Source organism: Escherichia sp. MOD1-EC6300 (assembly GCF_002965045.1).
Classification (GTDB): domain Bacteria; phylum Pseudomonadota; class Gammaproteobacteria; order Enterobacterales; family Enterobacteriaceae; genus Escherichia; species Escherichia coli_F.
On the sequence record NZ_PTRH01000023.1, the window covers coordinates 12,359 to 37,711 of the forward strand.

Below are 25,353 nucleotides of genomic sequence, written 5' to 3' on the forward strand. Positions count from 1 at the left end.
GCGTAACGTCCTATGCTACATTTGTTTGCTGGCCTGGATTTGCATACCGGGCTGTTATTATTGCTTGCACTGGCTTTTGTGCTGTTCTACGAAGCCATCAATGGTTTCCATGACACAGCCAACGCCGTGGCAACCGTTATCTATACCCGCGCGATGCGTTCTCAGCTCGCCGTGGTTATGGCGGCGGTGTTCAACTTTCTGGGTGTTTTGCTGGGTGGTCTGAGTGTTGCCTATGCCATTGTGCATATGCTGCCGACGGATCTGCTGCTTAATATGGGATCGTCTCATGGCCTTGCCATGGTGTTCTCTATGTTATTAGCGGCGATTATCTGGAACCTGGGTACCTGGTACTTTGGTTTACCTGCATCCAGCTCTCATACGCTGATTGGCGCGATCATCGGGATTGGTTTAACCAATGCGTTGATGACCGGGACGTCAGTGGTGGATGCACTCAATATCCCGAAAGTATTAAGTATTTTCGGTTCTCTGATCGTTTCCCCTATTGTCGGCCTGGTGTTTGCTGGCGGTCTGATTTTCTTGCTGCGTCGCTACTGGAGCGGCACCAAGAAACGCGCCCGTATCCACCTGACCCCAGCGGAGCGTGAAAAGAAAGACGGCAAGAAAAAGCCGCCGTTCTGGACGCGTATCGCGCTGATCCTTTCCGCTATCGGTGTGGCGTTTTCTCACGGCGCAAATGATGGTCAGAAAGGCATTGGTCTGGTTATGTTGGTACTGATTGGCGTCGCGCCAGCAGGCTTCGTGGTGAATATGAATGCCACTGGCTACGAAATCACCCGTACCCGTGATGCCATCAACAACGTGGAAGCTTACTTTGAGCAGCACCCTGCGCTGCTGAAACAGGCTACCGGTGCTGATCAGTTAGTACCGGCTCCGGAAGCTGGCGCAACGCAACCTGCGGAGTTCCATTGCCATCCATCGAATACCATTAACGCGCTCAACCGCCTGAAAGGCATGTTGACTACCGATGTGGAAAGCTACGACAAGCTGTCGCTTGATCAACGTAGCCAGATGCGCCGCATTATGCTGTGCGTTTCTGACACTATCGACAAAGTGGTGAAGATGCCTGGCGTGAGTGCAGACGATCAGCGCCTGTTGAAGAAACTGAAGTCCGACATGCTTAGCACCATCGAGTATGCGCCGGTGTGGATCATCATGGCGGTCGCGCTGGCGTTAGGTATCGGTACGATGATTGGCTGGCGTCGTGTGGCAACGACTATCGGTGAGAAAATCGGTAAGAAAGGCATGACCTACGCTCAGGGGATGTCTGCCCAGATGACTGCGGCAGTGTCTATCGGCCTGGCGAGTTATACCGGGATGCCGGTTTCCACTACCCACGTACTCTCCTCTTCTGTCGCGGGGACGATGGTGGTAGATGGCGGCGGCTTACAGCGTAAAACCGTGACCAGTATTCTGATGGCCTGGGTGTTTACCCTTCCGGCTGCGGTACTGCTTTCCGGCGGGCTTTACTGGCTCTCCTTGCAGTTCCTGTAATCGCACGCACCAAAACGAGCGGGTCAGCTGGCCCGCTTCAGATTGTTGACATAGTGCGCTTTGTTCATGCCGGATGCGGCGTGAACGCCTTATCCAGCCTACAAAAACATGCAAATTCAATAGATTGCAGAGATTATGTAGGCCTGATAAGCGTAGCGCATCAGGCAATTTTGCGTTTGTAATCAGTCTCGAGCGGGTCAGTTTGCTGGCCCGCTTTTTTTATGCGTTATTTTTTCTGAAGTGCTTAATGCCAAATCATCAATGCAATCAGACTGACCACCACCAGACCACACAATGCGCTGGTCAGAATAAACTGCCGACGCACCCGCTCACAGCGGCGAATAAACTCATCATCGTGATGATCGCGATAACGTTGGGCATAGATATACCAAACGAGACGCACCTGTTTGTTGGGTTGGCCATGTGAGGTAAAAAAGCCCCCTCCATCAACATATTGATAGAGCAATGGATCGCAGTTACGCAGTACCACTAACAACGCGCGTAGTGATGAGAAATAGCGCGCCATGTTAACAATGCAAACGACACATAAAGCCCAAAATAATGCGACGGTGCTTATCATACCTCCTCCCCGGCGACCTGCCCGCGGAGTTCCACCCCGGGGCTACCGCTCCCGATACGCTGCCAATCAGTTAACACCAGGTCCTGGAGAAACCGCTTTTGTGGTGACCAACATCCGAGCGGCTCTATAGATAGTGTAGGAGATCAGGTTGTTTTTTTTCCAGAAGGTTAACCACTATCAATATATTCATGCCGAAAATTTGTTTATCTAACGGGTAAGCAAGGCGGATTGACGGATCATCCGGGTCGCTATAAGGTAAGGATGGTCTTAACACTGAATCTTTACGGCTGGGTTAGCCCCGCGCACGTAGTTCGCAGGACGCGGGTGACGTAACGGCACAAGAAACGCTAGCTGGCCAGTCATCGACAACTTTATGGAAGGAGTAACACTATGGCTTATAAACACATTCTCATCGCGGTCGATCTCTCCCCGGAAAGCAAAGTTCTGGTAGAGAAAGCAGTCTCTATGGCTCGCCCCTACAATGCGAAAGTTTCTCTGATCCACGTAGATGTAAACTACTCTGACCTATACACCGGGCTTATTGATGTGAATCTGGGTGATATGCAGAAACGCATCTCTGAAGAGACACATCATGCGCTGACCGAGCTTTCCACTAATGCAGGCTACCCAATCACTGAAACCCTGAGCGGCAGCGGCGATCTGGGCCAGGTTCTGGTCGATGCAATCAAGAAATACGATATGGATCTGGTGGTTTGTGGTCACCACCAGGACTTCTGGAGCAAACTAATGTCTTCCGCACGTCAGCTGATCAACACCGTTCACGTTGATATGCTGATTGTTCCGCTGCGCGACGAAGAAGAATAATCTTCCCTCCACGACGTGTGCCTGAACGCCCGCATATGCGGGCGTTTTGCTTTTTGGCGCGCCTTGTTACCTGATGCAGCGTATACGCCTTATCTGGCCTACGATCTGCGTACGCAATCAAAATCCCCAGCCAATACAACATTTAACACCATCATATTTTCCATCATTAGTGTGATCAGCTGGTTATTTTCTGTTGTAATAGTGTATTAATCTATTCACCGCATCAATATTAAGAATCTCTGACAGATGTAAACTTTTTCGCGCGTTATCCCTTACGCGTTCATACTTTTCAGGATGGTATTGGAAGGTTAATAAATATGAATACAACAACACCCATGGGGATGCTGCAGCAACCTCGCCCATTTTTCATGATCTTTTTTGTCGAGTTATGGGAGCGATTCGGCTACTACGGCGTGCAGGGCGTACTGGCGGTTTTCTTCGTTAAACAGCTTGGATTCTCGCAAGAACAGGCTTTTGTCACCTTTGGTGCGTTTGCTGCGCTGGTCTATGGCCTCATCTCCATTGGCGGCTATGTCGGCGACCACCTACTGGGGACCAAACGCACCATTGTTCTTGGAGCGCTTGTGCTGGCGATTGGCTACTTCATGACCGGGATGTCGCTACTTAAGCCTGACCTGATTTTCATCGCCCTGGGCACTATCGCTGTCGGTAACGGCCTGTTTAAAGCTAACCCCGCCAGCTTGCTTTCGAAGTGCTATCCGCCGAAAGATCCACGGCTTGATGGCGCATTCACCCTGTTCTATATGTCGATCAATATCGGCTCGTTGATAGCGTTATCGTTGGCCCCTGTGATCGCTGATAGATTCGGCTATTCAGTCACCTACAACCTGTGCGGTGCGGGATTAATTATCGCGCTATTGGTTTACATCGCCTGTCGCGGAATGGTGAAAGACATTGGTTCTGAACCCGACTTCAAGCCGATGAGCTTCAGCAAACTGTTGTACGTGTTACTTGGCAGCGTGGTGATGATCTTCGTCTGTGCATGGCTGATGCACAACGTAGAAGTCGCCAATCTAGTGCTGATTGTTCTCTCCATCGTCGTCACCATCATCTTCTTTCGTCAGGCATTCAAGCTGGATAAAACCGGGCGTAATAAAATGTTTGTCGCCTTTGTTCTGATGCTCGAAGCGGTGGTGTTTTACATTCTCTACGCCCAGATGCCAACGTCGCTGAACTTCTTTGCCATCAACAACGTGCATCATGAAATTCTCGGCTTTTCCATCAACCCGGTCAGCTTCCAGGCGCTTAACCCGTTCTGGGTGGTACTCGCCAGCCCAATACTGGCAGGTATCTACACGCATTTGGGTAACAAAGGCAAAGACCTCTCGATGCCGATGAAATTTACTCTCGGTATGTTTATGTGCTCGCTGGGCTTTTTGACGGCTGCAGCTGCGGGAATGTGGTTTGCTGATGCACAAGGGCTGACATCACCATGGTTTATCGTGCTGGTTTACTTATTCCAGAGTTTAGGTGAACTGTTTATTAGTGCCCTTGGCCTGGCGATGATTGCTGCCCTGGTGCCGCAGCATTTGATGGGCTTTATTCTCGGGATGTGGTTCCTGACGCAAGCTGCCGCGTTCTTGCTTGGCGGCTATGTGGCAACATTTACCGCAGTACCAGACAACATTACCGATCCGCTTGAGACGTTGCCCGTCTATACCAGCGTGTTTGGTAAAATTGGCCTGGTTACGCTGGGCGTTGCGGTGGTGATGCTGCTGATGGTGCCGTGGCTGAAACGCATGATTGCGACGCCGGAAAGCCATTAATTATTCTTGCAGAACACAGGGTAGCAATAACACTACCCTGCTTTACTTTCACACCGGCGTACCTGCATAAATATCAAAGCGATGCCCTTTGGTGACAACCGCGTTTGGCGTGGCGACATTCGCCAGCGGCGGCGCGTAGTCCGGGCGCTTTACCACCACGCGTTTGGTCGCCAGCAAGCGTGCAGGCTCCAGCAATCCATCAGCGTCGAGATCCGGCCCCACCAGCGACTGGAACACGCGCATCTCTTTTTTCACCAGCGCGCTTTTCTGCTTATGCGGGAACATCGGGTCGAGATAGACCACCTGCGGGCGCGGGGTAATATCAGTCAGCGCCGTCAGGCTGGAAGCGTGAATTAATTGCAAACGCTCCTGCAACCAGCCGCCGATTTCCGCATCCGCATAACCACGCGCCAGGCCGTCGTCGAGCAATGCAGCAACCACCGGATTACGCTCCAGCATCCGCACGCGGCAGCCGACTGAAGCCAGCACAAAGGCATCGCGACCTAAGCCTGCGGTAGCGTCTACTACGTCCGGCAAATAATCGCCTTTAATGCCCACCGCTTTTGCCACCGCCTCACCGCGACCACCGCCGAATTTGCGACGGTGCGCCATCGCTCCGCCAACAAAATCAACAAAGATGCCACCAAGCTTCGGCTCATCACGCTTGCGCAGTTCCAGATGCTCCGGTGTTAACACCAGCGCCATCAGGTTGTCTTCATCGTGCTCCAGCCCCCAGCGGGCCGCCAGAACAGATAAGGCGCCGTCTCCGGCGCCTGTTTCATCAATTAAACAGATTTTCACTGAATGATCAGCCCTTAATGCCGTAATGCTCCAGCATCGCATCCAGTTGCGGTTCACGCCCACGGAAGCGTTTGAACAGATCCATCGGCTCTTCTGAACCGCCACGGCTCAGAATGTTGTCGAGGAACGACTGTCCGGTTTCACGGTTGAAAATGCCCTCTTCCTCAAAGCGCGAGAAGGCATCTGCCGCCAGTACGTCAGCCCACAGGTAGCTGTAGTAACCTGCGGCATAACCACCGGCGAAAATATGGCTGAAAGCGTGCGGGAAACGGCCCCAGGATGGAGACGGTACTACGGCAACCAGTTTCTTGATTTCTGCCAGAGTTTCGAGGATTTTCGCTCCCTGATCCGGGCGGAACTCGGCATGGAGGCGGAAATCGAACAGGCCGAACTCCAGCTGGCGCAGAATAAACAGCGCCGCCTGGTAGTTCTTCGCCGCCAGCATTTTATCCAGCAACTCTTTCGGCAGCGGTTCGCCGGTTTCATAGTGACCGGAGATAAACGCCAGCGCCTCCGGCTCCCAGCACCAGTTTTCCATAAACTGGCTCGGCAGTTCGACCGCATCCCACGGCACCCCGCTGATACCAGACACACCGGCGGTTTCGATGCGGGTCAGCATATGATGCAGACCATGACCGAACTCGTGGAACAGGGTGATTACTTCGTCATGCGTAAACAGCGCTGGTTTACCATTCACCGGGCGGTTGAAGTTACAGGTCAGGTACGCGACCGGTTTTTGCAGCGAACCGTCGGCTTTACGCATCTGGCCTACGCAGTCATCCATCCACGCCCCGCCGCGCTTGTTTTCACGGGCATACAGGTCGAGGTAGAAGCTGCCGCGCAGTTCGTTGTTCTCGTCATACAGTTCGAAGAAACGGACATCCGGATGCCAGACATCAACATCTTTACGCTCTTTAGCGGTGATGCCGTAAATACGTTTCACCACTTCAAACAAGCCGTTAACCGCTTTGTTTTCCGGGAAGTACGGACGCAGCTGTTCGTCGCTGATGCTGTAGAGGTGCTGTTTCTGTTTTTCGCTGTAGTATGCGATATCCCACGGCTGCAACTCATCGACGTCAAATTCGGCTTTGGCGAAAGTGCGCAGTTGCGCCAGCTCTTTTTCGCCCTGCGGACGGGCGCGTTTTGCCAGATCGGTTAAGAAATCAAGCACCTGCTGCGGGTTCTCCGCCATTTTGGTAGCCAGAGATTTAAAGGCGTAGTTTTCAAAGCCCAGCAGTTGCGCCAGTTCGTGACGCAGAGCGAGGATCTCTTCCATCACCTTGCTATTGTCCCACTTACCGGCGTTCGGGCCTTGATCGGAAGCGCGGGTGCTGTAAGCGCGATACATCTCTTCACGCAAGGCCTGGTTGTCGCAGTAGGTCATTACCGGCAAATAGCTTGGGATATCCAGCGTCAGCAAGTAGCCTTCCAGTTCTTTCGCTTCGGCCTGGGCTTTTGCCGCCGCCAGCGCGCTTTCTGGCATACCCGCCAGTTCCGCTTCGTCGGTAACGAGTTTGGTCCAGCCCATTGTCGCATCAAGGACGTTGTTGCTGTACTGGTTGCCCAACTCGGAAAGACGGGTAGCAATTTCGCCGTAGCGTTGCTGTTTCTCTTTCGGCAGACCGATGCCAGAGAGTTCAAAATCACGCAGGGCGTTATCAACCGCTTTCTTCTGCGCCGTATTCAGCGTGGCGTAATGATCGCCATCGCGCAGGTCGCGGTACGCTTTATACAGCCCCTCATGTTGCCCTACCCAGGTGCTGTATTCCGACAGCAGCGGCAGGGTTTGTTCGTACGCTTCACGCAGTTCCGGGCTATTTTTCACCGAGTTCAGGTGGCTGACCGGGGAGAAGATACGCCCCAACACATCGTCCACTTCCGCCAGCGGCTGGCAGAGATTTTCCCAGGTGTACGGTGCCCCTTGCGCTACTACGCGCTCCACATTTTCGCGGCAGTCATTCAATGCCTTCGTCACGGCTGGAACGACATGTTCCGGGAGAATTTTAGAAAACGGAGGCAATTCAAAGGGAGTCAGTAACGGATTCGTCATTAGCGCAGTCCTGGTTAAAGAGGTTAAGGAAGCGCTCAACAGGCGCTTTACATAATGTGTGTAGCATGGGGTTAAGTGTAGTGAATTTCAATGAGAAACGTTACGCTTTCGCGGCGACGGCCTCTTTTCGGTATACTGTCCTGATAGGCTTTTGTGCGCCCCGAATACGGGCCGATTTTTACTTACCGGAACACCTTTACCCATGCTCAGTTATCGCCACAGCTTTCACGCTGGCAACCACGCCGACGTCCTTAAACATACCGTTCAGAGCCTGATCATCGAGTCACTGAAAGAGAAAGATAAACCGTTTCTCTATCTGGATACCCACGCGGGTGCGGGGCGTTATCAGTTAGGCAGTGAACATGCCGAGCGTACCGGCGAATATCTCGAAGGTATCGCCCGTATCTGGCAGCAGGACGATCTGCCTGCGGAGCTGGAGGCGTACATCAATGTGGTAAAACACTTCAACCGTAGCGGTCAGTTGCGTTACTACCCCGGTTCACCGTTGATTGCCCGTCAGTTACTGCGTGAACAGGACAGTCTGCAACTGACCGAGCTGCACCCGAGCGATTTCCCGTTGCTGCGTGCTGAATTTCAGAAAGACAGCCGTGCGCGCGTGGAAAAAGCCGACGGTTTCCAGCAGCTTAAAGCCAAGCTGCCGCCGGTTTCTCGCCGTGGTTTAATCCTTATCGACCCGCCGTATGAAATGAAAACCGACTATCAGGCGGTGGTCAGCGGCATTAACGAGGGGTATAAACGTTTTGCCACAGGCGTCTACGCGCTGTGGTATCCAGTGGTGCTGCGTCAGCAAATCAAGCGCATGATCCACGATCTGGAAGCGACCGGTATTCGCAAGATTATGCAAATTGAACTGGCGGTACTGCCAGACAGCGATCGCCGTGGCATGACCGCTTCCGGCATGATTGTGATTAACCCGCCGTGGAAGCTGGAACAGCAGATGAATAACGTGTTGCCGTGGTTGCACAGCAAACTGGTTCCGGCTGGCACCGGGCATGCCACCGTAAGCTGGATCGTGCCAGAGTAATTGCAGCCATCGCTGGCACCTATTACGTCTCGCGCTACAATCGCGGTAATCAACGATAAGGACAATATGTCATGACTAAACACTATGATTACATCGCCATCGGCGGCGGCAGCGGCGGTATCGCCTCCATCAACCGCGCGGCTATGTACGGTCAGAAATGCGCGCTGATTGAAGCCAAAGAACTGGGCGGCACCTGCGTGAATGTTGGCTGCGTGCCGAAAAAAGTGATGTGGCACGCGGCGCAAATCCGTGAAGCGATCCACATGTACGGCCCGGATTATGGTTTCGATACCACCATCAATAAGTTCAACTGGGAAACGTTGATCGCCAGCCGTACCGCCTATATCGACCGTATTCATACCTCCTATGAAAACGTGCTCGGTAAAAATAACGTTGATGTAATCAAAGGCTTTGCCCGCTTCGTTGATGCCAAAACAATTGAAGTAAACGGCGAAACCATCACGGCCGATCATATCCTGATCGCCACCGGCGGTCGCCCGAGCCACCCGGATATTCCGGGCGTGGAATACGGTATTGATTCCGATGGCTTCTTCGCCCTGCCTGCTTTGCCAGAGCGCGTGGCGGTTGTTGGCGCAGGTTACATTGCCGTTGAACTGGCGGGCGTGATTAACGGCCTCGGCGCGAAAACGCATCTGTTTGTTCGTAAACATGCGCCGCTGCGCAGCTTCGACCCGATGCTCTCTGAAACGCTGGTCGAAGTGATGAACGCCGAAGGTCCGCAGTTGCACACCAACGCCATCCCGAAAGCGGTAGTGAAAAATGCCGATGGCAGCCTGACGCTGGAGCTGGAAGATGGTCGCAGTGAAACGGTGGATTGCCTGATTTGGGCGATTGGTCGCGAACCTGCCAATGACAACATCAACCTGGAAGCCGCTGGCGTTAAAACTAACGAAAAAGGCTATATCGTCGTCGATAAATATCAAAATACCAACGTTGAAGGTATTTACGCGGTGGGCGATAACACGGGCGCAGTGGAACTGACACCGGTGGCAGTTGCAGCAGGCCGCCGCCTCTCTGAACGCCTGTTTAATAACAAGCCGGATGAGCATCTGGATTACAGCAACATTCCGACCGTGGTCTTCAGTCATCCGCCGATTGGTACTGTTGGTTTAACAGAGCCGCAGGCGCGCGAGCAGTACGGCGACGATCAGGTGAAAGTGTATAAATCCTCTTTCACCGCGATGTATACCGCCGTCACCACGCACCGCCAGCCGTGCCGCATGAAGCTGGTGTGCGTTGGACCAGAAGAGAAGATTGTCGGTATTCACGGCATTGGTTTTGGTATGGACGAAATGTTGCAGGGCTTCGCAGTGGCGCTGAAGATGGGCGCAACCAAAAAAGACTTCGACAATACCGTCGCCATTCACCCAACGGCGGCAGAAGAGTTCGTTACCATGCGTTAAATGTTAAAGGGCAAAGAGTGGTGTGCTCTTTGCCCTTAGTTACGTTTCCGCTATCAGTTCAGAAGCTGAAGCAGGAAGCGGATCAGTTCCAGCAGCGCAATTAACGCCCCAAGAACGATGATTGCTTTATCAATCACCCGTTTTCTCCATGCGATGGAGTGAGAATGCATCCGCTTACTCATCCACTGCCTGTCACGGCGCATGCCTCATTGTTAGATGTGGGCAATCTCACTCCTGCCAGAGCATCAGTTAACGGCACCACCCGTACCACTGATCAGGACTTTGAAAGCGTTTATGCGCATTGCCAGAGTGAAAATGCCTCAGAGCCAACTGGATAATCATACAGTACTTGCGGGTTATAAAACCAGCATGTCCTTGCAATGGTTTCAGTATGGTATTAGCATTGATGTGTTAGATGATGGCTATCTCACTCCAGCCAGAGCCACCAACTCTGGGCTGAAGAGTAAAAAAACCGACGCGAAGTCGGTTTTTTTACGTCCGGATTCGGACAAGGCTTGGTACGGCAGCGACCCGATGAAAGTATATCAATCCTCTTTCACCACCATGTATAGCAAACTGTCCCTTCGCCAGCTGAAGAAATCGCTAACGCTTGCAATGTTAGCCACTGGCTAATAGTATTGAACCGTTAGATGTGGGCATTCTCACTCCAGCCAGAGCCACCAACTCTGGCTGAAGAGTAAAAAACCGACGCAAAGTCGGTTTTTTTACATCCTGATTCAGACTTCCTTTCAAATGAACACCCAACGCTTAATTCACACCTATACCTTTCTCTACACTTACATATTCGTTAAGTCATATATGTTTTTGACTTATCCGCTTCGAAGAGAGACACTAAGTGCAACAATCAGGAGCGTAATATGTCATTTCTGTTACCCATCCAACTCTTCAAAATTCTTGCCGATGAAACCCGTCTGGGCATCGTTTTACTGCTCAGCGAACTGGGTGAGTTATGCGTCTGCGATCTCTGCACTGCCCTCGATCAGTCGCAGCCCAAGATCTCCCGCCATCTGGCATTACTGCGTGAAAGTGGGCTATTGCTGGACCGCAAGCAAGGAAAGTGGGTTCATTACCGTTTATCGCCGCATATTCCAGCATGGGCGGCGAAAATTATTGAGCAGGCCTGGCGATGCGAACAGGAAAAGGTTCAGGTGATTGTCCGTAACCTCGCCAGACAAAATTGTTCCGCAGACAGTAAGAATATTTGTAGTTAAAAAATTTATCTAAACACATATGAATATTCGAATGTGTTTTATCCAGGAGGCATGATGTTACTGGCGGGCGCTATCTTTGTCCTGACCATCGTATTGGTTATCTGGCAGCCGAAAGGTTTAGGTATCGGCTGGAGTGCTACGCTCGGTGCGGTACTGGCATTAATGACGGGCGTGGTCCATCCGGGCGATATTCCGGTGGTGTGGAATATCGTCTGGAACGCGACGGCTGCGTTTATAGCCGTCATTATCATCAGCTTGCTGCTGGATGAGTCCGGCTTTTTTGAATGGGCGGCGCTGCACGTCTCACGCTGGGGCAATGGGCGCGGTCGCTTGCTGTTTACCTGGATTGTCCTGCTCGGTGCTACCGTTGCGGCCCTGTTTGCCAATGATGGCGCGGCGCTTATTTTGACGCCGATTGTCATCGCCATGCTGCTGGCTTTAGGGTTCAGCAAAGGCACTACGCTGGCGTTTGTTATGGCGGCCGGATTCATTGCCGATACCGCCAGCCTGCCGCTTATTGTCTCTAACCTGGTGAATATCGTTTCAGCAGATTTCTTTGGCCTTGGTTTTCGCGAATATGCCTCGGTGATGGTGCCGGTGGATATCGCTGCAATACTGGCTACCCTGGTGATGTTGCATCTCTATTTCCGCAAAGATATTCCGCAGAACTACGACATGGCGCTGCTAAAATCTCCCGCAGATGCGATTAAAGATCCTGCGACGTTCAAAACTGGCTGGGTTGTTTTACTGCTTCTGCTGGTGGGATTTTTCGTCCTGGAACCGCTCGGCATTCCGGTAAGCGCCATTGCGGCAGTAGGCGCGCTGATATTATTTGCCGTCGCTAAACGCGGTCATGCGATTAATACGGGTAAAGTGCTGCGCGGTGCTCCCTGGCAGATTGTCATCTTCTCGCTCGGCATGTATCTGGTGGTTTACGGCCTGCGCAATGCCGGACTCACGGAATATCTTTCTGACGTACTCAACGTGCTGGCGGATAACGGCCTGTGGGCCGCGACGCTCGGTACCGGATTCCTCACTGCGTTCCTCTCTTCTATTATGAACAATATGCCGACGGTACTGGTTGGCGCGTTGTCCATTGATGGCAGCACGGCGTCTGGTGTCATAAAAGAAGCGATGGTTTATGCCAACGTGATTGGCTGCGATTTGGGGCCGAAAATTACACCGATTGGTAGCCTGGCAACGCTACTCTGGCTGCACGTACTTTCGCAGAAGAATATGACTATCAGCTGGGGATATTACTTCCGTACAGGGATTATCATGACCCTGCCGGTGCTGTTTGTGACGCTTACCGCGCTGGCGCTTCGTCTCTCTTTCACATCGTAATGAGATACTGATATGAGCAACATTACTATTTATCACAACCCGGCCTGCGGCACGTCGCGTAATACGCTGGAGATGATCCGCAACAGCGGTACAGAACCGACCATTATCTATTATCTGGAAACACCGCCAACGCGCGATGAACTGGTCAAGCTCATTGCCGATATGGGGATTTCCGTTCGTGCGCTGTTGCGTAAAAACGTTGAGCCGTATGAGGAACTGGGCCTTGCAGAAGATAAATTTACTGACGATCGGTTAATCGACTTTATGCTTCAGCACCCGATTCTGATTAATCGCCCGATTGTAGTGACGTCGCTGGGAACTCGCCTGTGCCGCCCTTCAGAAGTCGTGCTGGAAATTCTGCCAGATGCGCAACAAGGCGCGTTCACCAAGGAAGATGGCGAGAAAGTGGTTGATGAAGCGGGTAAACGCCTGAAATAACTAAAGGGGGATATGCCCCCTTATTTGTTCTTCGTGGCTCCTTCGCCATCTGTTTTGCTAAGTGGCATTTATGACGGTTATTTTAGGTATAGCTATATGACTCAGATGCTATTTTAAAGTTAACAAAATCAAACTAAAGAATTTTTAGCGCCGAAGCTGCGCATTTTTGTCTCATCCTCCCTTTTAAAGGAAAAATTTCAGATACTAATGCAACACTTCTTTAAATAATTTCAATACAGCTTAACCAATTTTATTGCTACACTTAAAAAAGATCACTAAAATTTCACCTCATACACCTTCAAAGCATATCATAACCTTTTAAAATGAGCGTTTTTTGATAGTTGCTAGCGCATTATTTTACGATACTATCACTGCCTTTTTATACTCAAACATTACCACATAGAAATAAAATGGAAGTTAAAGATAATTATATCAGGAAGATATGTCGCATCGTATTTATAGCTGCATTGAAGGAAATCATTTCATATCTCTAATTATCATATTAACTAAAAATTTTGCAAAAAAGATGATCAATAAGGAATGTTATGTCAATTGATTTTACCCCTGGTATAATAAATATATATAATGGTGATATTTATAATTGTACTATAAATACTGACAAAATATTTAATGATGTTAAAGCCCCGGAGACTTCAAAGCGCCCTTATGATAATAGCGAAAAACAACTCATTAATTTCTCATTCCCAGGTGAAGAAAACCATCCTGAACAATTATATTTTGTGCAAAAACAATCACAACAAATTAATGAGTGCCACACAATCCCCCCATTTACAGATGCAGAATATTCACGAGTTGTAGATCAACTTGTGAATATTATTAATAACATTGAATCGATAGATTCAAAGCCACTCACGCAACAGACGCAAACAATATTTAATCAGATAAATAAAATTATATACCAAGAAGATAAAGATTCTGAATGTCAAATCATTGTAGTCGTTAATCCAACACCCAACAGACCAATCACAACAAGAATTCTCATAGAAGAGGAAATCCCTAAAACATTCAGCATCCAAACTGTTTGCTCAGATAATAACATTTTCGCTGGGCAACGAGCAGACTTACCATCTGAGATAAAAGACATTCAAAGCTTGTATCTGAAACTGGCCAAATTGTATGTTGCGCATAGTGAAAATGAAAACAGGATGAATGTATTTTCTGGATGTGACTTTATTAATTTCAATATGACAGGACAAGACATGTCAGGGCTCGTTCTGACCTTGTCAAAATTTTATTATGAAGATTTGCTCAATATAGATTTCACTGACGCAAATTTATTAAATACTATTTTTTTACATAAAAAACATCCCATCCAAAAATTACATAACTATGATCAGTACCTTGACAAACAAATTGATGGATTGTTTTCAACACTGTTGACTATAAATGATGAATCTTTGCGAGCAAAATCTGAAATTGCTTCAACGATAATACAACTTTTAAAGACAAAGGTAAAAAACCTTACATTTAAAGATATATTAAAATATCAGCAAGAATTCCAAAAGGAATGTTACGAGCAACTTCAAATTGTTACGACAGACCACCTATACAATAAAATTAAAAAATGGGCAACAATGTCTAAAGATGAATTCAATGCTTTTAAATACAGGACGCTTCAACTCGAAAAAATATCGCACAGTCATTATTTAAAGAGGCCACTACCTAATGAAAAAGATATAAATTACGGGGTGGAAATAAAATTACCAACTGGTAAAAGAATTCGCTTATCGAAGCATTACCAGAATATAATACCATAATTTTGAACATTAGCACTTTATAACTAATGAATAAAAATATATTTTAAGTATTTTTAAAATATGTCGCTAATATCATGGGGCGATGTCATACTCATGTCACGCCCCATAATTATCTAAATTGAATTGAAGGGATATAAACATCAGACAGGTTTACGTTACTATCAGGCATATCGCCTCAGAATCAGATGAAAACTATAAAGAAATATCTATTATGGTTTTAATATTTGTTGATAAGGATAGTAACATGAACATGACAAAAGGTGCACTCATCCTCAGCCTTTCATTTTTGCTTGCCGCATGTAGTTCAATTCCGCAAAATATCAAAGGCAATAACCAACCTGATATCCAAAAAAGTTTTGTTGCTGTTCATAACCAGCCGGGGTTATATGTTGGTCAACAAGCGCGCTTTGGCGGGAAGGTTATCAACGTTATCAATGGCAAAACGGATACGTTGTTAGAAATCGCTGTATTACCGTTGGATAGCTATGCGAAGCCTGATATTGAAGCCAACTATCAGGGCCGACTGCTCGCCAGACAAAGCGGCTTCCTTGATCCAGTGAACTATCGTAATCACTTTGTTACCATCCTCGGTACCATTCAGGGTGAACAACCTGGCTTTATCAATAAAGTCCCGTATAACTTCCTGGAAGTGAATATGCAGGGAATCCAGGTGTGGCATTTGAGAGAAGTGGTTAATACCACCTATAACCTGTGGGATTACGGCTATGGTGCATTCTGGCCGGAACCGGGCTGGGGCGCGCCTTACTACACCAATGCGGTGAGTCAAGTAACACCTGAGCTGGTCAAATAACACCACCGAGAGATGCAGATGCTTTCTCAGCATCTGCATCATGCATTACATTAAATTAATACACAGCCAGCTAACTATTATTATTATAAGCCCTGTCCTGTTAATTACCTTTGGCAAACTGATTATAAAGTTAATGTCCGCACCAGGAGTCGGTTATGTTTCTTATAATTACCAGGGATACGATGTTCTTCACTGCGATGAAAAACATTCTGAGCAAAGGTAATGTCGTTCATATACAGAACGAAGAAGAGATCGACGTAATGTTGCATCAGCATGCCTTCGTCATTATTGATACATTAATGAATAATGTATTTCATTCTAATTTGCTCACTCAGATTGAACGATTAAAACCTGTCCATGTGATTATTTTCTCTCCCTTTAATATTAAACGCTGCCTGGGGAAAGTACCGGTGACCTTTGTTCCGCGAACTATCACCATCATCGACTTTGTCGCACTCATCAATGGCAGTTACTGCTCTGTGCCTGAAGCGGATGTGTCCCTTTCGCGCAAGCAGCATCAGGTTCTGAGCTGCATTGCGAATCAAATGACAACGGAAGATATTCTGGAGAAACTGAAAATATCGCTAAAAACGTTCTACTGCCATAAACACAATATCATGATGATCCTCAATCTTAAGCGGATCAATGAGTTGGTACGCCATCAGCATATTGATTATCTGGTGTGATCGATTGATTAATATAAAGAGGCCCAGCAATAAATAGCCAGACCTCCCTTTAATTATACGTTATGCAGTAACGCCTTCCGGTATCAGCGAAGCAATTTGCTTACGCCATTGCGCTTGCTCCTGTTCGCCTTCTGTACGTTGACCATAAAGTTGCGCTATCTGCGTACCATCATGGGCAAACAATTCCAGACTGGTCACATAACCGTCACTAGCAGGTTTACGGGTTACCCAGGTTTCAGCAATGCTCTCTTCTAATAGATGAAGAGTAAACGTCGGGTTAAAAATATTCAGCCAACCTTTCATTGGCACCACTTTTTCTACCACGCCAGTGAAAATCTGTACGCAGCCACGGTTGCCAACAAACACCATGATTTCATTGCCATCCTGCTGTGCAGATTCAAGAATTTGCGCCAACGCACTGTTGGATACTTTGCAGGCCAAATCATCTGCCACCAAATTGAACGCCTGTTGGCGCGTCAGGTTGTGGCGCTTGAGCAACGTAAAAAACTGATGAACGTCGGTCATCGCCCGCCACTCTTGCTCGACCACACTGGCATCGGCTCGCGTTTGAACAACTGGCGCATCAACGGCTTTTAACTCAAGCGGCGTATTCTCATCGGTGATAAACCGTGCCAGAAGCTCACTCCATGCCGCCATATCGGTATTGTCGGTGGCATAAACTTTTAGTAATGCATCGCCCTGATGATCAAAGAACTGAATACTCTGGCGTTCGCCACGAGTCGTATTTTCTTTGATGTGGAAAACACTGGCCCATTGATTGAGAAACAGACGCAAATCCAGCGCGCGCGGATTGAGGATCAATCCGGCATGTCCGTTTAAATGCTGGTTTGTGAACGCACCAACTTGCTCATGGACTGCATATTCATTACGACAAATACATTTGGTCTCGCCAACACTTTCGAGCGCCGCCAGAATGTCACGGATATCGCCGCACATCCGCCACGCATCGTGCGTGACGCGCGCAAATGCCAGTTCTGCTTCGCTAATATTCATTAAACCTGCGATGTCACGCGCGTACTTTCCGGGATTTTGTTCTTTTAACTCAAGCCAGCGTGTGTAGTGGTTCATTGTCTCTCTTCCTTCCAGATAAATGCCCCGAAATATCGGGGCAGATGATTACCATTGATAACTCACGAAAATTTTTCCGTTACGACCATCCTGTGGGATGCCTTGCGGCGACCAGTACTCTTTGTCGAAGGCGTTGCCCAATACCAGAGTAGTGGTCATACCTTTGAGCGCCTGCTGCCCTTGATAACTGACGTAGAAATCATTCACACCATAGCCAGGTTGTTTGCTGTAACTGCTGCTGATATGTGTTGAGCGATCGGCAAACGTACCGACCCAACCAACAGAGAAGCCACTGTGAGCGATCGGAATATTCAGGGTGCTGGTAACGGTATCCGGGTTAATACTGGAAATATATTCCCCGGTATCGGTGTCTTTGCCGCGGGTACGGTTATAGGCCACATCAAGGCTAAACAGATCAGTGGTATATTTCGTCATCACATCCCAGCCCCAGATTTTGGCGTTCGGGACGTTATACGACATAGTTGTCGCCGCCGCGAAATCGACAGTCGTGGAGATGTAATCCTTCGCTTTGGTATCAAAGTAGCTGGCTTTAAATTCCAGGGCATCATTGGACAACATCAGGTCATCAAAACGCAGCCCAAAACCGTACTCCTGAGTTTCGTTAGTTTCCGGACGTAAGTTCGGGTTTGGCACCCAATAGTTGGTATAGAAGCGACCAATCGAGAAGTGCTTAGAATCGTTATACATTTCGCCCATCGTCGGGGCGCGGAATGCCTGGGCATATGAGCCAAATAACATCAGCCAGTTGGTCGGGTTGATAGTCATCCCCGCACGAGATGACCATTTGTCGGCATCAACATCTTTGTAGCCGTCGCTGCTACCGCGATAACTGTCATAGCGGGTTCCGCCAAGCAGAGTAATCGGCAGATCGCGTAAGGTGATCTCATCCTGTAGCCAGCCGGAGCTAAAATCGATTTTTGCTTGCGGGAAGCCCGTCGTCGCGCCGCCCGGATGTTGTTCCTGACGATAATACTCACCGCCATATGTCAGTAAGTGAGAAGCGAAACTGTCGGCAAATAGAGTGGAACGGTTCTCCAGCCTGGCTCCTTTTGTTATCTGTTCACGATACTCGCCGGAACTCCCCGTGTTTTGCGCATTAATACGGACTTCCGACCAGTAAATTTTTGCATCTGCATTTAACCAGTCGTTGCCCTGCGGGGCGAGTTTATAAGAAAGCTGCGCATCGCGTTGAATTGTTGAACGATCAACCATCGGGTTGCTGTTTTCAGAAGCCTCAACGGTCTGCGGATTTTTTGGTTCACGCGCGTCGTTGTTGTAATAACGCACTAATCCGCTCAGAGACTGGGCTGAATCAATTTGCCAGGTCCCTTTCGCCAGCATGTTATTAATGGACTCGTCATTCGGCGCGGTTTCACCATTGCTCTGGCGTAAATCACCCCGATCGCGACTGGACCAGGCCACAATACCATCCAGATTTTCAGTTCGCCCAAACGCGCTCGCGCCTAATCCCAGGCTATGGTCCCCCGTGCCACCAGTACCAAAGACACGAAAACCACTACTTTGTCCTTCCTGCAATAAATCTTTTGCATCGACCGTATCGTAGGAGATCACCCCACCCAGCGCGCCACTGCCATACAGTAATGCTGAAGGTCCGCGAACAATCTCAACACGCTTGATCAGCGCCGGATCGAGAAAAGTACCATTCAGGTGTCCGGTATCCGTTCCCTGGCGAACACCATCGACAAGAACCAGCACGCCGCGATGATCATAGCCACGCATATTTACATCCTGACCGTTGGTTCGTCCGGTACCATCAAGAGTAATTCCAGGAACATGACGCAGCAGATCGGTGGCTGAAGTAGCCGTTTGATTTTCAGGAGCGGAAGTGTCGATGACGCTGACCATCATAGGCGCTTCGAAGGAACTACGGGCATTCCCCGTTGCCGTAACGGTCATGGTTTCAGTAGCAAAAGCAAACGTTGGCAAGGTGGCAGAAACAGCCAAAGCCAACAAACTCAAACGCAACGAGGTAAATTGCGGACGTGACATAGCGATTCTCCATGAGGAAAATAAAAAATGCTGGCTGCCTGGGTTAATACCGGGGTGGCTTGCGAGAAATAAATTTATTTAAAATTCAGAGCGATAATATTCGCCGGGTGAGTTTACAGGCGTTTATATCCCATGAAATTGCCTGGTATCTCGGCAAATACGCAAAAGCACGCCCTCTTTATCAGGCAAAACGATATGCCCCATCAGGAGTGAAGAGCGCTGTGCGTTATCCCTTGCAAATGCTATGGTTTTGTTATCCATATGGTCGTGTTTTGTTAAGCGCGAACGTGATAATGAGAATTATTATCGATCAATTTTTTATGATCAAGCTTTTTTTTAACCGCCATTAACACAATAAACAGGGGGTTATGAAACCTATCCTGCGCCCTGGAAACCACTTTGTTTTTATGGTTATTCCCCCATGACCTCATCACTAAACTTTGTCGTTAACAGTGATAATTTTCTCTTCTCTTTGCTCTGCAAGCCGCGATATCTCTGGGTTCTCAGCTTTTTCCCGCGCTGAAATTTAGTCGGTAACAAGAACGTTAGCTGACGAAGTATCTTGATAAAAATCAAAAATAAATACGCTTGTAACGCCTTGCGTATTGAATCGACGGTTGTATTTCATATATAACTCAAATGATAATCATGATCATTCTCAATTTGATAAGAGTTCTCATATTATGCCAAGGATCACCACCAGGCCGTTTCTTTTTTCCCCACTGACGTTATGTATTTCAGCCGTGGCCTCTGCCGCGAAGACCGCGGTAAAACGAAAAAAATTGTTTACGGCAGTACTGGCTCTTAGCTGGGCTTTTAGCGTAACGGCTGCCGAACGTATCGTGGTCGCAGGAGGATCGCTGACGGAGCTAATCTACGCGATGGGCGCTGGCGAACGCGTGGTTGGTGTCGATGAAACGACATCTTATCCACCAGAAACCGCCAAACTGCCGCATATTGGCTACTGGAAACAACTCAGCAGCGAAGGCATTTTGTCACTTCGCCCGGATAGCGTAATTACCTGGCAGGATGCCGGGCCACAAATTGTGCTCGACCAACTACGAGCGCAGAAAGTCAACGTCGTCACCCTGCCGCGTGTGCCTGCCACCCTTGAGCAGATGTACGCCAACATTCGCCAACTGGCAAAAACGCTACAGGTTCCTGAACAAGGCGAGGCGCTGGTGACACAGATCAACCAACGCCTGGAGCGAGTACAGCAAAACGTGGCGGCCAAAAAAGCCCCGGTTAAAGCCATGTTTATTCTCTCCGCAGGCGGAAGTGCGCCACAGGTTGCCGGTAAAGGCAGCGTCGCGGACGCCATTCTTTCGCTTGCCGGAGCAGAAAACGTCGCAACCCACCAGCAGTACAAAAGCTACAGTGCAGAATCACTGATTGCGGCTAATCCAGAAGTGATTGTCGTAACCTCACAAATGGTCGATGGCGATATTAACCGGCTACGTTCTATTGCCGGAATTACCCACACTGCCGCATGGAAAAACCAGCGCATTATCACCGTTGATCAAAACCTGATTCTGGGAATGGGTCCGCGTATTGCTGATGTCGTTGAGTCTTTACACCAGCAGCTTTGGCCGCAATAAATGGATTTAAATCAGACGAATGAACACAAATAACACCCTGGATCTCACGCCACATTTTGCTTTAGACGGTGATCAGCCATTTAAAGACAGGCGCGCCATGATGCCGTTTCGTGGGGCCATTCCAGTTGCCAAAGAGCAACTGGCACAGACCTGGCAAGAGATGCTCAATCAAACGGTATCACCACGTAAGCGACTGGTTTATCTACACATTCCTTTTTGTGCAACACACTGCACGTTTTGTGGTTTTTATCAGAACCGTTTTAATGAAGATGCGTGTGCTCATTATACCGACGCCCTGATTCGTGAAATAGAAATGGAAGCGGACAGCGTATTGCATCAGTCTGCCCCCATCCACGCGGTCTATTTCGGTGGTGGCACGCCTTCCGCGCTTTCGGCACACGATTTGGCCAGAATTATCACCACATTACGAGAAAAGCTGCCACTGGCCCCTGATTGTGAAATCACTATCGAAGGCCGGGTACTGAATTTTGACGCTGAGCGAATCGATGCTTGCCTTGATGCAGGAGCAAACCGCTTCTCAATTGGTATTCAGTCGTTTAACAGCAAAATCCGTAAGAAAATGGCCCGCACCTCGGATGGCCCAACCGCCATTGCGTTTATGGAAAGCCTGGTCAAACGCGACCGTGCTGCGGTGGTCTGTGACCTTCTGTTTGGCCTGCCGGGTCAGGATGCGCAAACCTGGGGAGAAGATCTGACTATTGCCCGCGATATCGGTCTCGACGGCGTCGATCTCTATGCGCTCAATGTCCTGCCCAATACACCGCTGGGCAAAGCCGTGGAAAATGGGCGTACTACCGTGCCCTCTCCGGCAGAACGACGCGATCTTTATCTGCAAGGGTGTGACTTCATGGACGAAGCTGGTTGGCGCTGTATCAGTAACAGCCACTGGGGCCGTACCACACGCGAACGCAATCTCTATAACTTGCTGATTAAACAAGGTGCCGATTGTCTGGCCTTTGGTTCCGGAGCCGGCGGTTCGATTAATGGTTACTCCTGGATGAACGAACGCAGTCTTCAGACCTGGCATGAATCCGTCGCGGCAGGCAAAAAACCGCTGATGATGATCATGCGTAACGCCGAACGTAATGCGCAATGGCGTCATACCTTGCAGTCAGGTGTTGAAACAGCGCGTGTACCGCTGGATGAACTTACGCCACATGCCGAAAAACTCGCGCCGTTACTGGCTCAATGGCACCAAAAAGGCTTAAGCCGCGATGCTTCAACTTGCCTGCGGCTGACTAATGAAGGTCGTTTCTGGGCAAGCAATATTTTGCAGTCTCTTAATGAACTAATTCAGGTACTTAATGCGCCAACGATTGTGCGTGAAAAACCATAACAGGAGTGATTTATGAGCCATGTCTCGTTACAAGAATTTTTGAAAACGGAGCCGGACGGTACGCTGGAGGTGGTAGCCGAACAATACAACACCACACTGCTGGAAGTAGTGAGAAATCTACCCTCCTCTACCGTAGTGTCAGGCGATAAATTCGATACTGTCTGGGATACCGTCTGCGAATGGGGCAACGTCACCACGTTAGTACATACTGCCGATGTAATCCTCGAATTTAGCGGCGAACTGCCTTCGGGTTTCCATCGCCACGGCTATTTCAACCTACGCGGAAAGCACGGCATGTCCGGGCATATCAAAGCAGAAAACTGCACACATATTGCCTTGATCGAACGTAAATTTATGGGCATGGACACCGCATCCATTCTCTTTTTCAACAAAGAAGGCAGCGCAATGCTGAAAATCTTCCTCGGCAGGGATGACCATCGTCAGCTCCTGAGCGAACAAGTCAGCGCCTTCCATGCTCTGGCAGCATCGTTAAAGGAACACGCCTGATGACGCCGTGGCTACTCTTTGGCGCAGGCGGAAAAGGTGTGGGTGCCAGAACGCTTGAACTGGCGCTGGCGGAACAACGTCCGGTCGTTGCTGTCATTCGTCATGCTGATGCCGCCACGAAACTGGCGCAACAAGGCGTACAGGTTTTTACAGGCGACGCCTGTGATGCCAGCGTAGTCGCGGCTGCTTGCCGCGCAGCTGGCCCGGATGCGCTTATCATCTCAACAATGGGCGGAGCTCAGGATTATCTGGCACACAGAACAGTGATTGATGAGGCCGAAAAGGCCGGCATCAGTCGCATGATTCTGGTGACCTCTTTGGGATGTGGCGATAGCTGGCCGTTTTTATCGGAGCGGGCAAAGGCTGCGTTTGGTCAGGCGGTACGGGAAAAAACGCTGGCGGAAAGCTGGTTGCAAACCAGCCAACTTGATTACGCCATTCTCCGCCCTGGCGGTCTGCTTGATGGTGCGGCAACGGGCAAAGCACAACGGATACAAAATCAGGAGTGTCATGGTTTTGTTAACCGCGCCGATGTCGCCGCACATATCCATGAACTGGCAAATGCGCCAGCACTTAACCAGCAGGTCTACAGTCTGATTGAACCGGACCTGAAACCGGCGTGATCCCCCGGCGCGGAATCTCCGCGCCGTAATGTCGTAACGGAGTTTTGCGTGCTCAAGGATTCACTCTTTTCCGCCAGGGTCTTTATGGGGCTATCACTATTATTGCTAGCTCTGGTGCTGTTCGGTGCCAGTCAGGGAGCGTTAAAGATCAGTTTTGATGCCCTTTTTGATGAGGAATACCGCGATATCTGGCTCAATATTCGTCTACCACGGGTTTTGCTGGCGGTGCTGGTAGGTGCAGCGTTGGCAACCGCCGGGGTAATTATGCAGGGGCTTTTTCGCAACCCAATGGCTGACCCTGGATTACTCGGCGTCAGTAGCGGTTCTGCATTAATGGTTGGCGTTGCTATTGTGCTGCCCTTTTCCTTCCCAGTGGTGCTGGTGCTCTATGAGCAAATGGTGTTTGCCATTGCCGGAAGTTTAGTGGTCTGCACCATCATTTTTCTCATCACGCAGCGCCATCGCGATGGCAGCATGATGCAATTATTACTCGCCGGTATCGCCATCAATGCCCTGTGCGGCGCAGCGATCGGCATCCTGAGCTATATCGGCGATGAGCAGCAGCTACGACAACTCACATTGTGGATGATGGGCAATCTTGGACAGGCGCAATGGCCGACGTTATTGGTTGCCAGTTCATTCATCCTACCGGCCATTATTGCAACAACTTGTCTCGCCGGAACGCTGAATTTACTGCAGCTCGGTGATGAAGAAGCCCACTACCTCGGCGTGAACGTTAAGCGTAAACGCCAGCAATTATTGTTAGTGAGCTCACTGCTCGTTGGTGCCGCCGTATCGGTAAGCGGCATTATCGGCTTTATTGGCCTGGTGATCCCGCATCTGATTCGTATGACTACCGGGGCAAATCACCGCTGGCTAATCCCTTGCTCCGCCCTCGCCGGAGCCTGTTTATTGCTGATGGCAGACACGCTTGCCCGCACACTGGTACAGCCAGCAGAAATGCCCGTGGGATTATTAACCAGCCTGCTTGGTGGCCCTTATTTTATGTGGTTGATTCTGCGCAACCGGAGGATCACATGATCAGCGCCCAGAATCTGGTTTATAGCCTTCAGGGGCGGCGTCTGACTGATAATGTCTCGCTGACTTTTCCCGGTGGGGAAATTGTTGCCATTCTCGGCCCTAATGGTGCGGGAAAATCTACGCTGCTTCGCCAGTTAACCGGCTATCTTCAACCTGATAGCGGCGAATGTCGGTTGTTTAATAAGCCATTAAATGAATGGTCGATTACTGAACTGGCGAAACACCGGGCCGTGATGCGTCAAAATAGCCACATGGCGTTTCCATTCAGCGTACAAGAAGTTATCCAGATGGGGCGGCATCCGCATCGTACTGGTAATCAGGATAATGAAACAGCACAAATAATGGCGTTATGTGACTGTCAGGCGTTAGCAAACCGCGACTATCGGCAATTATCCGGTGGTGAACAACAGCGCGTGCAATTAGCGCGCCTGCTGGTGCAACTCTGGGAACCAACTCCCTCACCGAAATGGTTATTTCTTGATGAACCAACTTCGGCGCTGGATATTCACCATCAGCAGCACTTGTTTCGTTTATTACGCCAGCTAGTTCACGAACGGCAGTTCAATGTTTGCTGCGTATTGCACGATCTAAATCTTGCCGCGCGTTATGCAGACCGTGTTGTATTAATGCAAAAAGGAAAGGTTATCGCAAATGGTAAACCGCAGGACGTATTGACACAGCAGGCGCTGACAATGCTCTACGGCGCGGATATTACCGTACTTAAAGATCCTGCCAACCATTCACCACTGATCGTCCTCGATCATTAAAACCAACAGGAGTACCGCTCTGGTACT

General features: G+C 49.5%; 25 protein-coding genes. 18 read left to right on the plus strand and 7 right to left on the minus strand.

Translation table 11 applies throughout. From position 1 onward, the window contains the following. Positions 1-12: 12 nt before the first annotated feature. Entirely contained in the window at positions 13-1,512 is a 1,500-nt protein-coding gene (gene pitA / locus BGE37_RS22685; RefSeq protein WP_000902780.1) for an inorganic phosphate transporter PitA, read from the plus strand. A gap of 244 nt (positions 1,513-1,756) precedes the next feature. Here pitA and uspB read toward each other — a convergent pair whose 3' ends face one another. Continuing rightward, positions 1,757-2,092 (minus strand): universal stress protein UspB, encoded by a 336-nt coding sequence (gene uspB, locus BGE37_RS22690; RefSeq protein WP_000626187.1) that lies wholly within the window; start codon positions 2,090-2,092, stop codon positions 1,757-1,759. 390 nt (positions 2,093-2,482) lie between these two features. Between uspB and uspA the strand changes: the two genes are divergently transcribed. Then, a complete protein-coding gene (uspA, locus tag BGE37_RS22695) occupies positions 2,483-2,917 on the plus strand; it encodes a universal stress protein UspA (RefSeq protein ID WP_000323571.1) in 435 nt (144 codons plus the stop codon). A 98-nt stretch (positions 2,918-3,015) separates the two neighbouring features. Here the strand turns inward: uspA and BGE37_RS25765 are convergent, their stop codons facing one another. Then, positions 3,016-3,069 (minus strand): hypothetical protein, encoded by a 54-nt coding sequence (locus tag BGE37_RS25765; protein WP_212591402.1) that lies wholly within the window; start codon positions 3,067-3,069, stop codon positions 3,016-3,018. A 165-nt stretch (positions 3,070-3,234) separates the two neighbouring features. Here BGE37_RS25765 and dtpB point away from each other — a divergent pair, with 165 nt between their 5' ends. Continuing rightward, the gene (gene dtpB / locus BGE37_RS22705) at positions 3,235-4,704 is read left to right on the plus strand and encodes a dipeptide/tripeptide permease DtpB (RefSeq protein ID WP_105288472.1); all 1,470 of its coding nucleotides are present in this window, start codon (positions 3,235-3,237) and stop codon (positions 4,702-4,704) included. Positions 4,705-4,752: 48 nt separating this feature from the next. Here the strand turns inward: dtpB and rsmJ are convergent, their stop codons facing one another. Both rsmJ and prlC read right to left on the minus strand, forming a co-directional pair. Beyond that, on the minus strand, positions 4,753-5,505 hold the full coding sequence (gene rsmJ / locus BGE37_RS22710; protein WP_000686608.1) for a 16S rRNA (guanine(1516)-N(2))-methyltransferase RsmJ: 753 nt from the start codon (positions 5,503-5,505) through the stop codon (positions 4,753-4,755). A gap of 7 nt (positions 5,506-5,512) precedes the next feature. Continuing rightward, positions 5,513-7,555 carry an oligopeptidase A gene (gene prlC, locus BGE37_RS22715; protein ID WP_032185368.1) on the minus strand — a complete coding sequence of 681 codons (2,043 nt, stop codon included), beginning with the start codon at positions 7,553-7,555 and terminating at the stop codon, positions 5,513-5,515. 202 nt (positions 7,556-7,757) lie between these two features. Here prlC and rlmJ point away from each other — a divergent pair, with 202 nt between their 5' ends. Then, entirely contained in the window at positions 7,758-8,600 is an 843-nt protein-coding gene (gene rlmJ, locus BGE37_RS22720; RefSeq protein WP_001353598.1) for a 23S rRNA (adenine(2030)-N(6))-methyltransferase, read from the plus strand. A 71-nt stretch (positions 8,601-8,671) separates the two neighbouring features. Continuing rightward, positions 8,672-10,024: a glutathione-disulfide reductase gene (gene gorA / locus BGE37_RS22725; RefSeq protein ID WP_000160799.1), complete on the plus strand. Its 1,353-nt coding sequence runs from the start codon at positions 8,672-8,674 to the stop codon at positions 10,022-10,024. Between the two features lie 53 nt (positions 10,025-10,077). On the opposite strand, the gene dinQ is transcribed toward gorA, so the two are convergent. Beyond that, positions 10,078-10,161, minus strand: coding sequence for a damage-inducible type I toxin DinQ (gene dinQ / locus BGE37_RS22730; protein WP_001295215.1), 84 nt, complete (start codon positions 10,159-10,161; stop codon positions 10,078-10,080). Positions 10,162-10,318: 157 nt separating this feature from the next. Here dinQ and BGE37_RS25365 point away from each other — a divergent pair, with 157 nt between their 5' ends. The 7 genes from BGE37_RS25365 (at position 10,319) to BGE37_RS22775 (ending at position 16,313) form a co-directional block, all read left to right on the plus strand. After that, positions 10,319-10,657, plus strand: a complete 339-nt coding sequence (locus BGE37_RS25365; protein ID WP_162754263.1) for a hypothetical protein — start codon at positions 10,319-10,321, stop codon at positions 10,655-10,657. A 245-nt stretch (positions 10,658-10,902) separates the two neighbouring features. Then, on the plus strand, positions 10,903-11,256 hold the full coding sequence (arsR, locus tag BGE37_RS22745) for an As(III)-sensing metalloregulatory transcriptional repressor ArsR (RefSeq protein WP_000008961.1): 354 nt from the start codon (positions 10,903-10,905) through the stop codon (positions 11,254-11,256). Positions 11,257-11,310: 54 nt separating this feature from the next. Beyond that, positions 11,311-12,600, plus strand: a complete 1,290-nt coding sequence (gene arsB, locus BGE37_RS22750; protein ID WP_105288473.1) for an arsenite/antimonite:H(+) antiporter ArsB — start codon at positions 11,311-11,313, stop codon at positions 12,598-12,600. A 12-nt stretch (positions 12,601-12,612) separates the two neighbouring features. Continuing rightward, a complete protein-coding gene (gene arsC / locus BGE37_RS22755) occupies positions 12,613-13,038 on the plus strand; it encodes a glutaredoxin-dependent arsenate reductase (RefSeq protein WP_088542108.1) in 426 nt (141 codons plus the stop codon). 545 nt (positions 13,039-13,583) lie between these two features. Continuing rightward, positions 13,584-14,816 (plus strand): hypothetical protein, encoded by a 1,233-nt coding sequence (locus BGE37_RS22760; protein ID WP_105288474.1) that lies wholly within the window; start codon positions 13,584-13,586, stop codon positions 14,814-14,816. 244 nt (positions 14,817-15,060) lie between these two features. Further along, entirely contained in the window at positions 15,061-15,627 is a 567-nt protein-coding gene (slp, locus tag BGE37_RS22765; protein WP_001057453.1) for an outer membrane lipoprotein Slp, read from the plus strand. A gap of 155 nt (positions 15,628-15,782) precedes the next feature. Next, positions 15,783-16,313 (plus strand): helix-turn-helix transcriptional regulator, encoded by a 531-nt coding sequence (locus BGE37_RS22775; protein WP_000478615.1) that lies wholly within the window; start codon positions 15,783-15,785, stop codon positions 16,311-16,313. Positions 16,314-16,373: 60 nt separating this feature from the next. Here BGE37_RS22775 and chuS read toward each other — a convergent pair whose 3' ends face one another. Beyond that, positions 16,374-17,402, minus strand: a complete 1,029-nt coding sequence (gene chuS / locus BGE37_RS22780) for a hematinate-forming heme oxygenase ChuS (protein ID WP_032185374.1) — start codon at positions 17,400-17,402, stop codon at positions 16,374-16,376. 48 nt (positions 17,403-17,450) lie between these two features. Next, positions 17,451-19,433 (minus strand): TonB-dependent heme/hemoglobin receptor ChuA/ShuA, encoded by a 1,983-nt coding sequence (gene chuA / locus BGE37_RS22785; RefSeq protein ID WP_105288475.1) that lies wholly within the window; start codon positions 19,431-19,433, stop codon positions 17,451-17,453. Positions 19,434-20,116: 683 nt separating this feature from the next. On the opposite strand from chuA, the gene shuT reads away from it, so the two are divergent. Genes shuT through BGE37_RS22820 form a run of 6 tightly spaced genes read left to right on the plus strand, consistent with a single transcriptional unit; the run spans position 20,117 to position 25,326 of the window. Further along, positions 20,117-21,031: a heme ABC transporter substrate-binding protein ShuT gene (shuT, locus tag BGE37_RS22795; RefSeq protein ID WP_123057349.1), complete on the plus strand. Its 915-nt coding sequence runs from the start codon at positions 20,117-20,119 to the stop codon at positions 21,029-21,031. A gap of 19 nt (positions 21,032-21,050) precedes the next feature. After that, positions 21,051-22,388, plus strand: a complete 1,338-nt coding sequence (hutW, locus tag BGE37_RS22800; protein ID WP_105288477.1) for a heme anaerobic degradation radical SAM methyltransferase ChuW/HutW — start codon at positions 21,051-21,053, stop codon at positions 22,386-22,388. A 12-nt stretch (positions 22,389-22,400) separates the two neighbouring features. Beyond that, positions 22,401-22,895 carry a heme utilization cystosolic carrier protein HutX gene (hutX, locus tag BGE37_RS22805; protein ID WP_032185377.1) on the plus strand — a complete coding sequence of 165 codons (495 nt, stop codon included), beginning with the start codon at positions 22,401-22,403 and terminating at the stop codon, positions 22,893-22,895. Further along, a complete protein-coding gene (chuY, locus tag BGE37_RS22810) occupies positions 22,895-23,518 on the plus strand; it encodes an anaerobilin reductase (protein ID WP_000189351.1) in 624 nt (207 codons plus the stop codon). Before hutX ends, chuY begins: the two co-directional genes overlap by 1 nt. 48 nt (positions 23,519-23,566) lie before the next feature. Then, entirely contained in the window at positions 23,567-24,559 is a 993-nt protein-coding gene (gene shuU, locus BGE37_RS22815) for a FecCD family ABC transporter permease (RefSeq protein ID WP_206748511.1), read from the plus strand. Next, positions 24,556-25,326 (plus strand): heme ABC transporter ATP-binding protein, encoded by a 771-nt coding sequence (locus tag BGE37_RS22820; protein WP_000622316.1) that lies wholly within the window; start codon positions 24,556-24,558, stop codon positions 25,324-25,326. Before shuU ends, BGE37_RS22820 begins: the two co-directional genes overlap by 4 nt. The last annotated feature ends 27 nt before the right edge of the window (positions 25,327-25,353 follow it).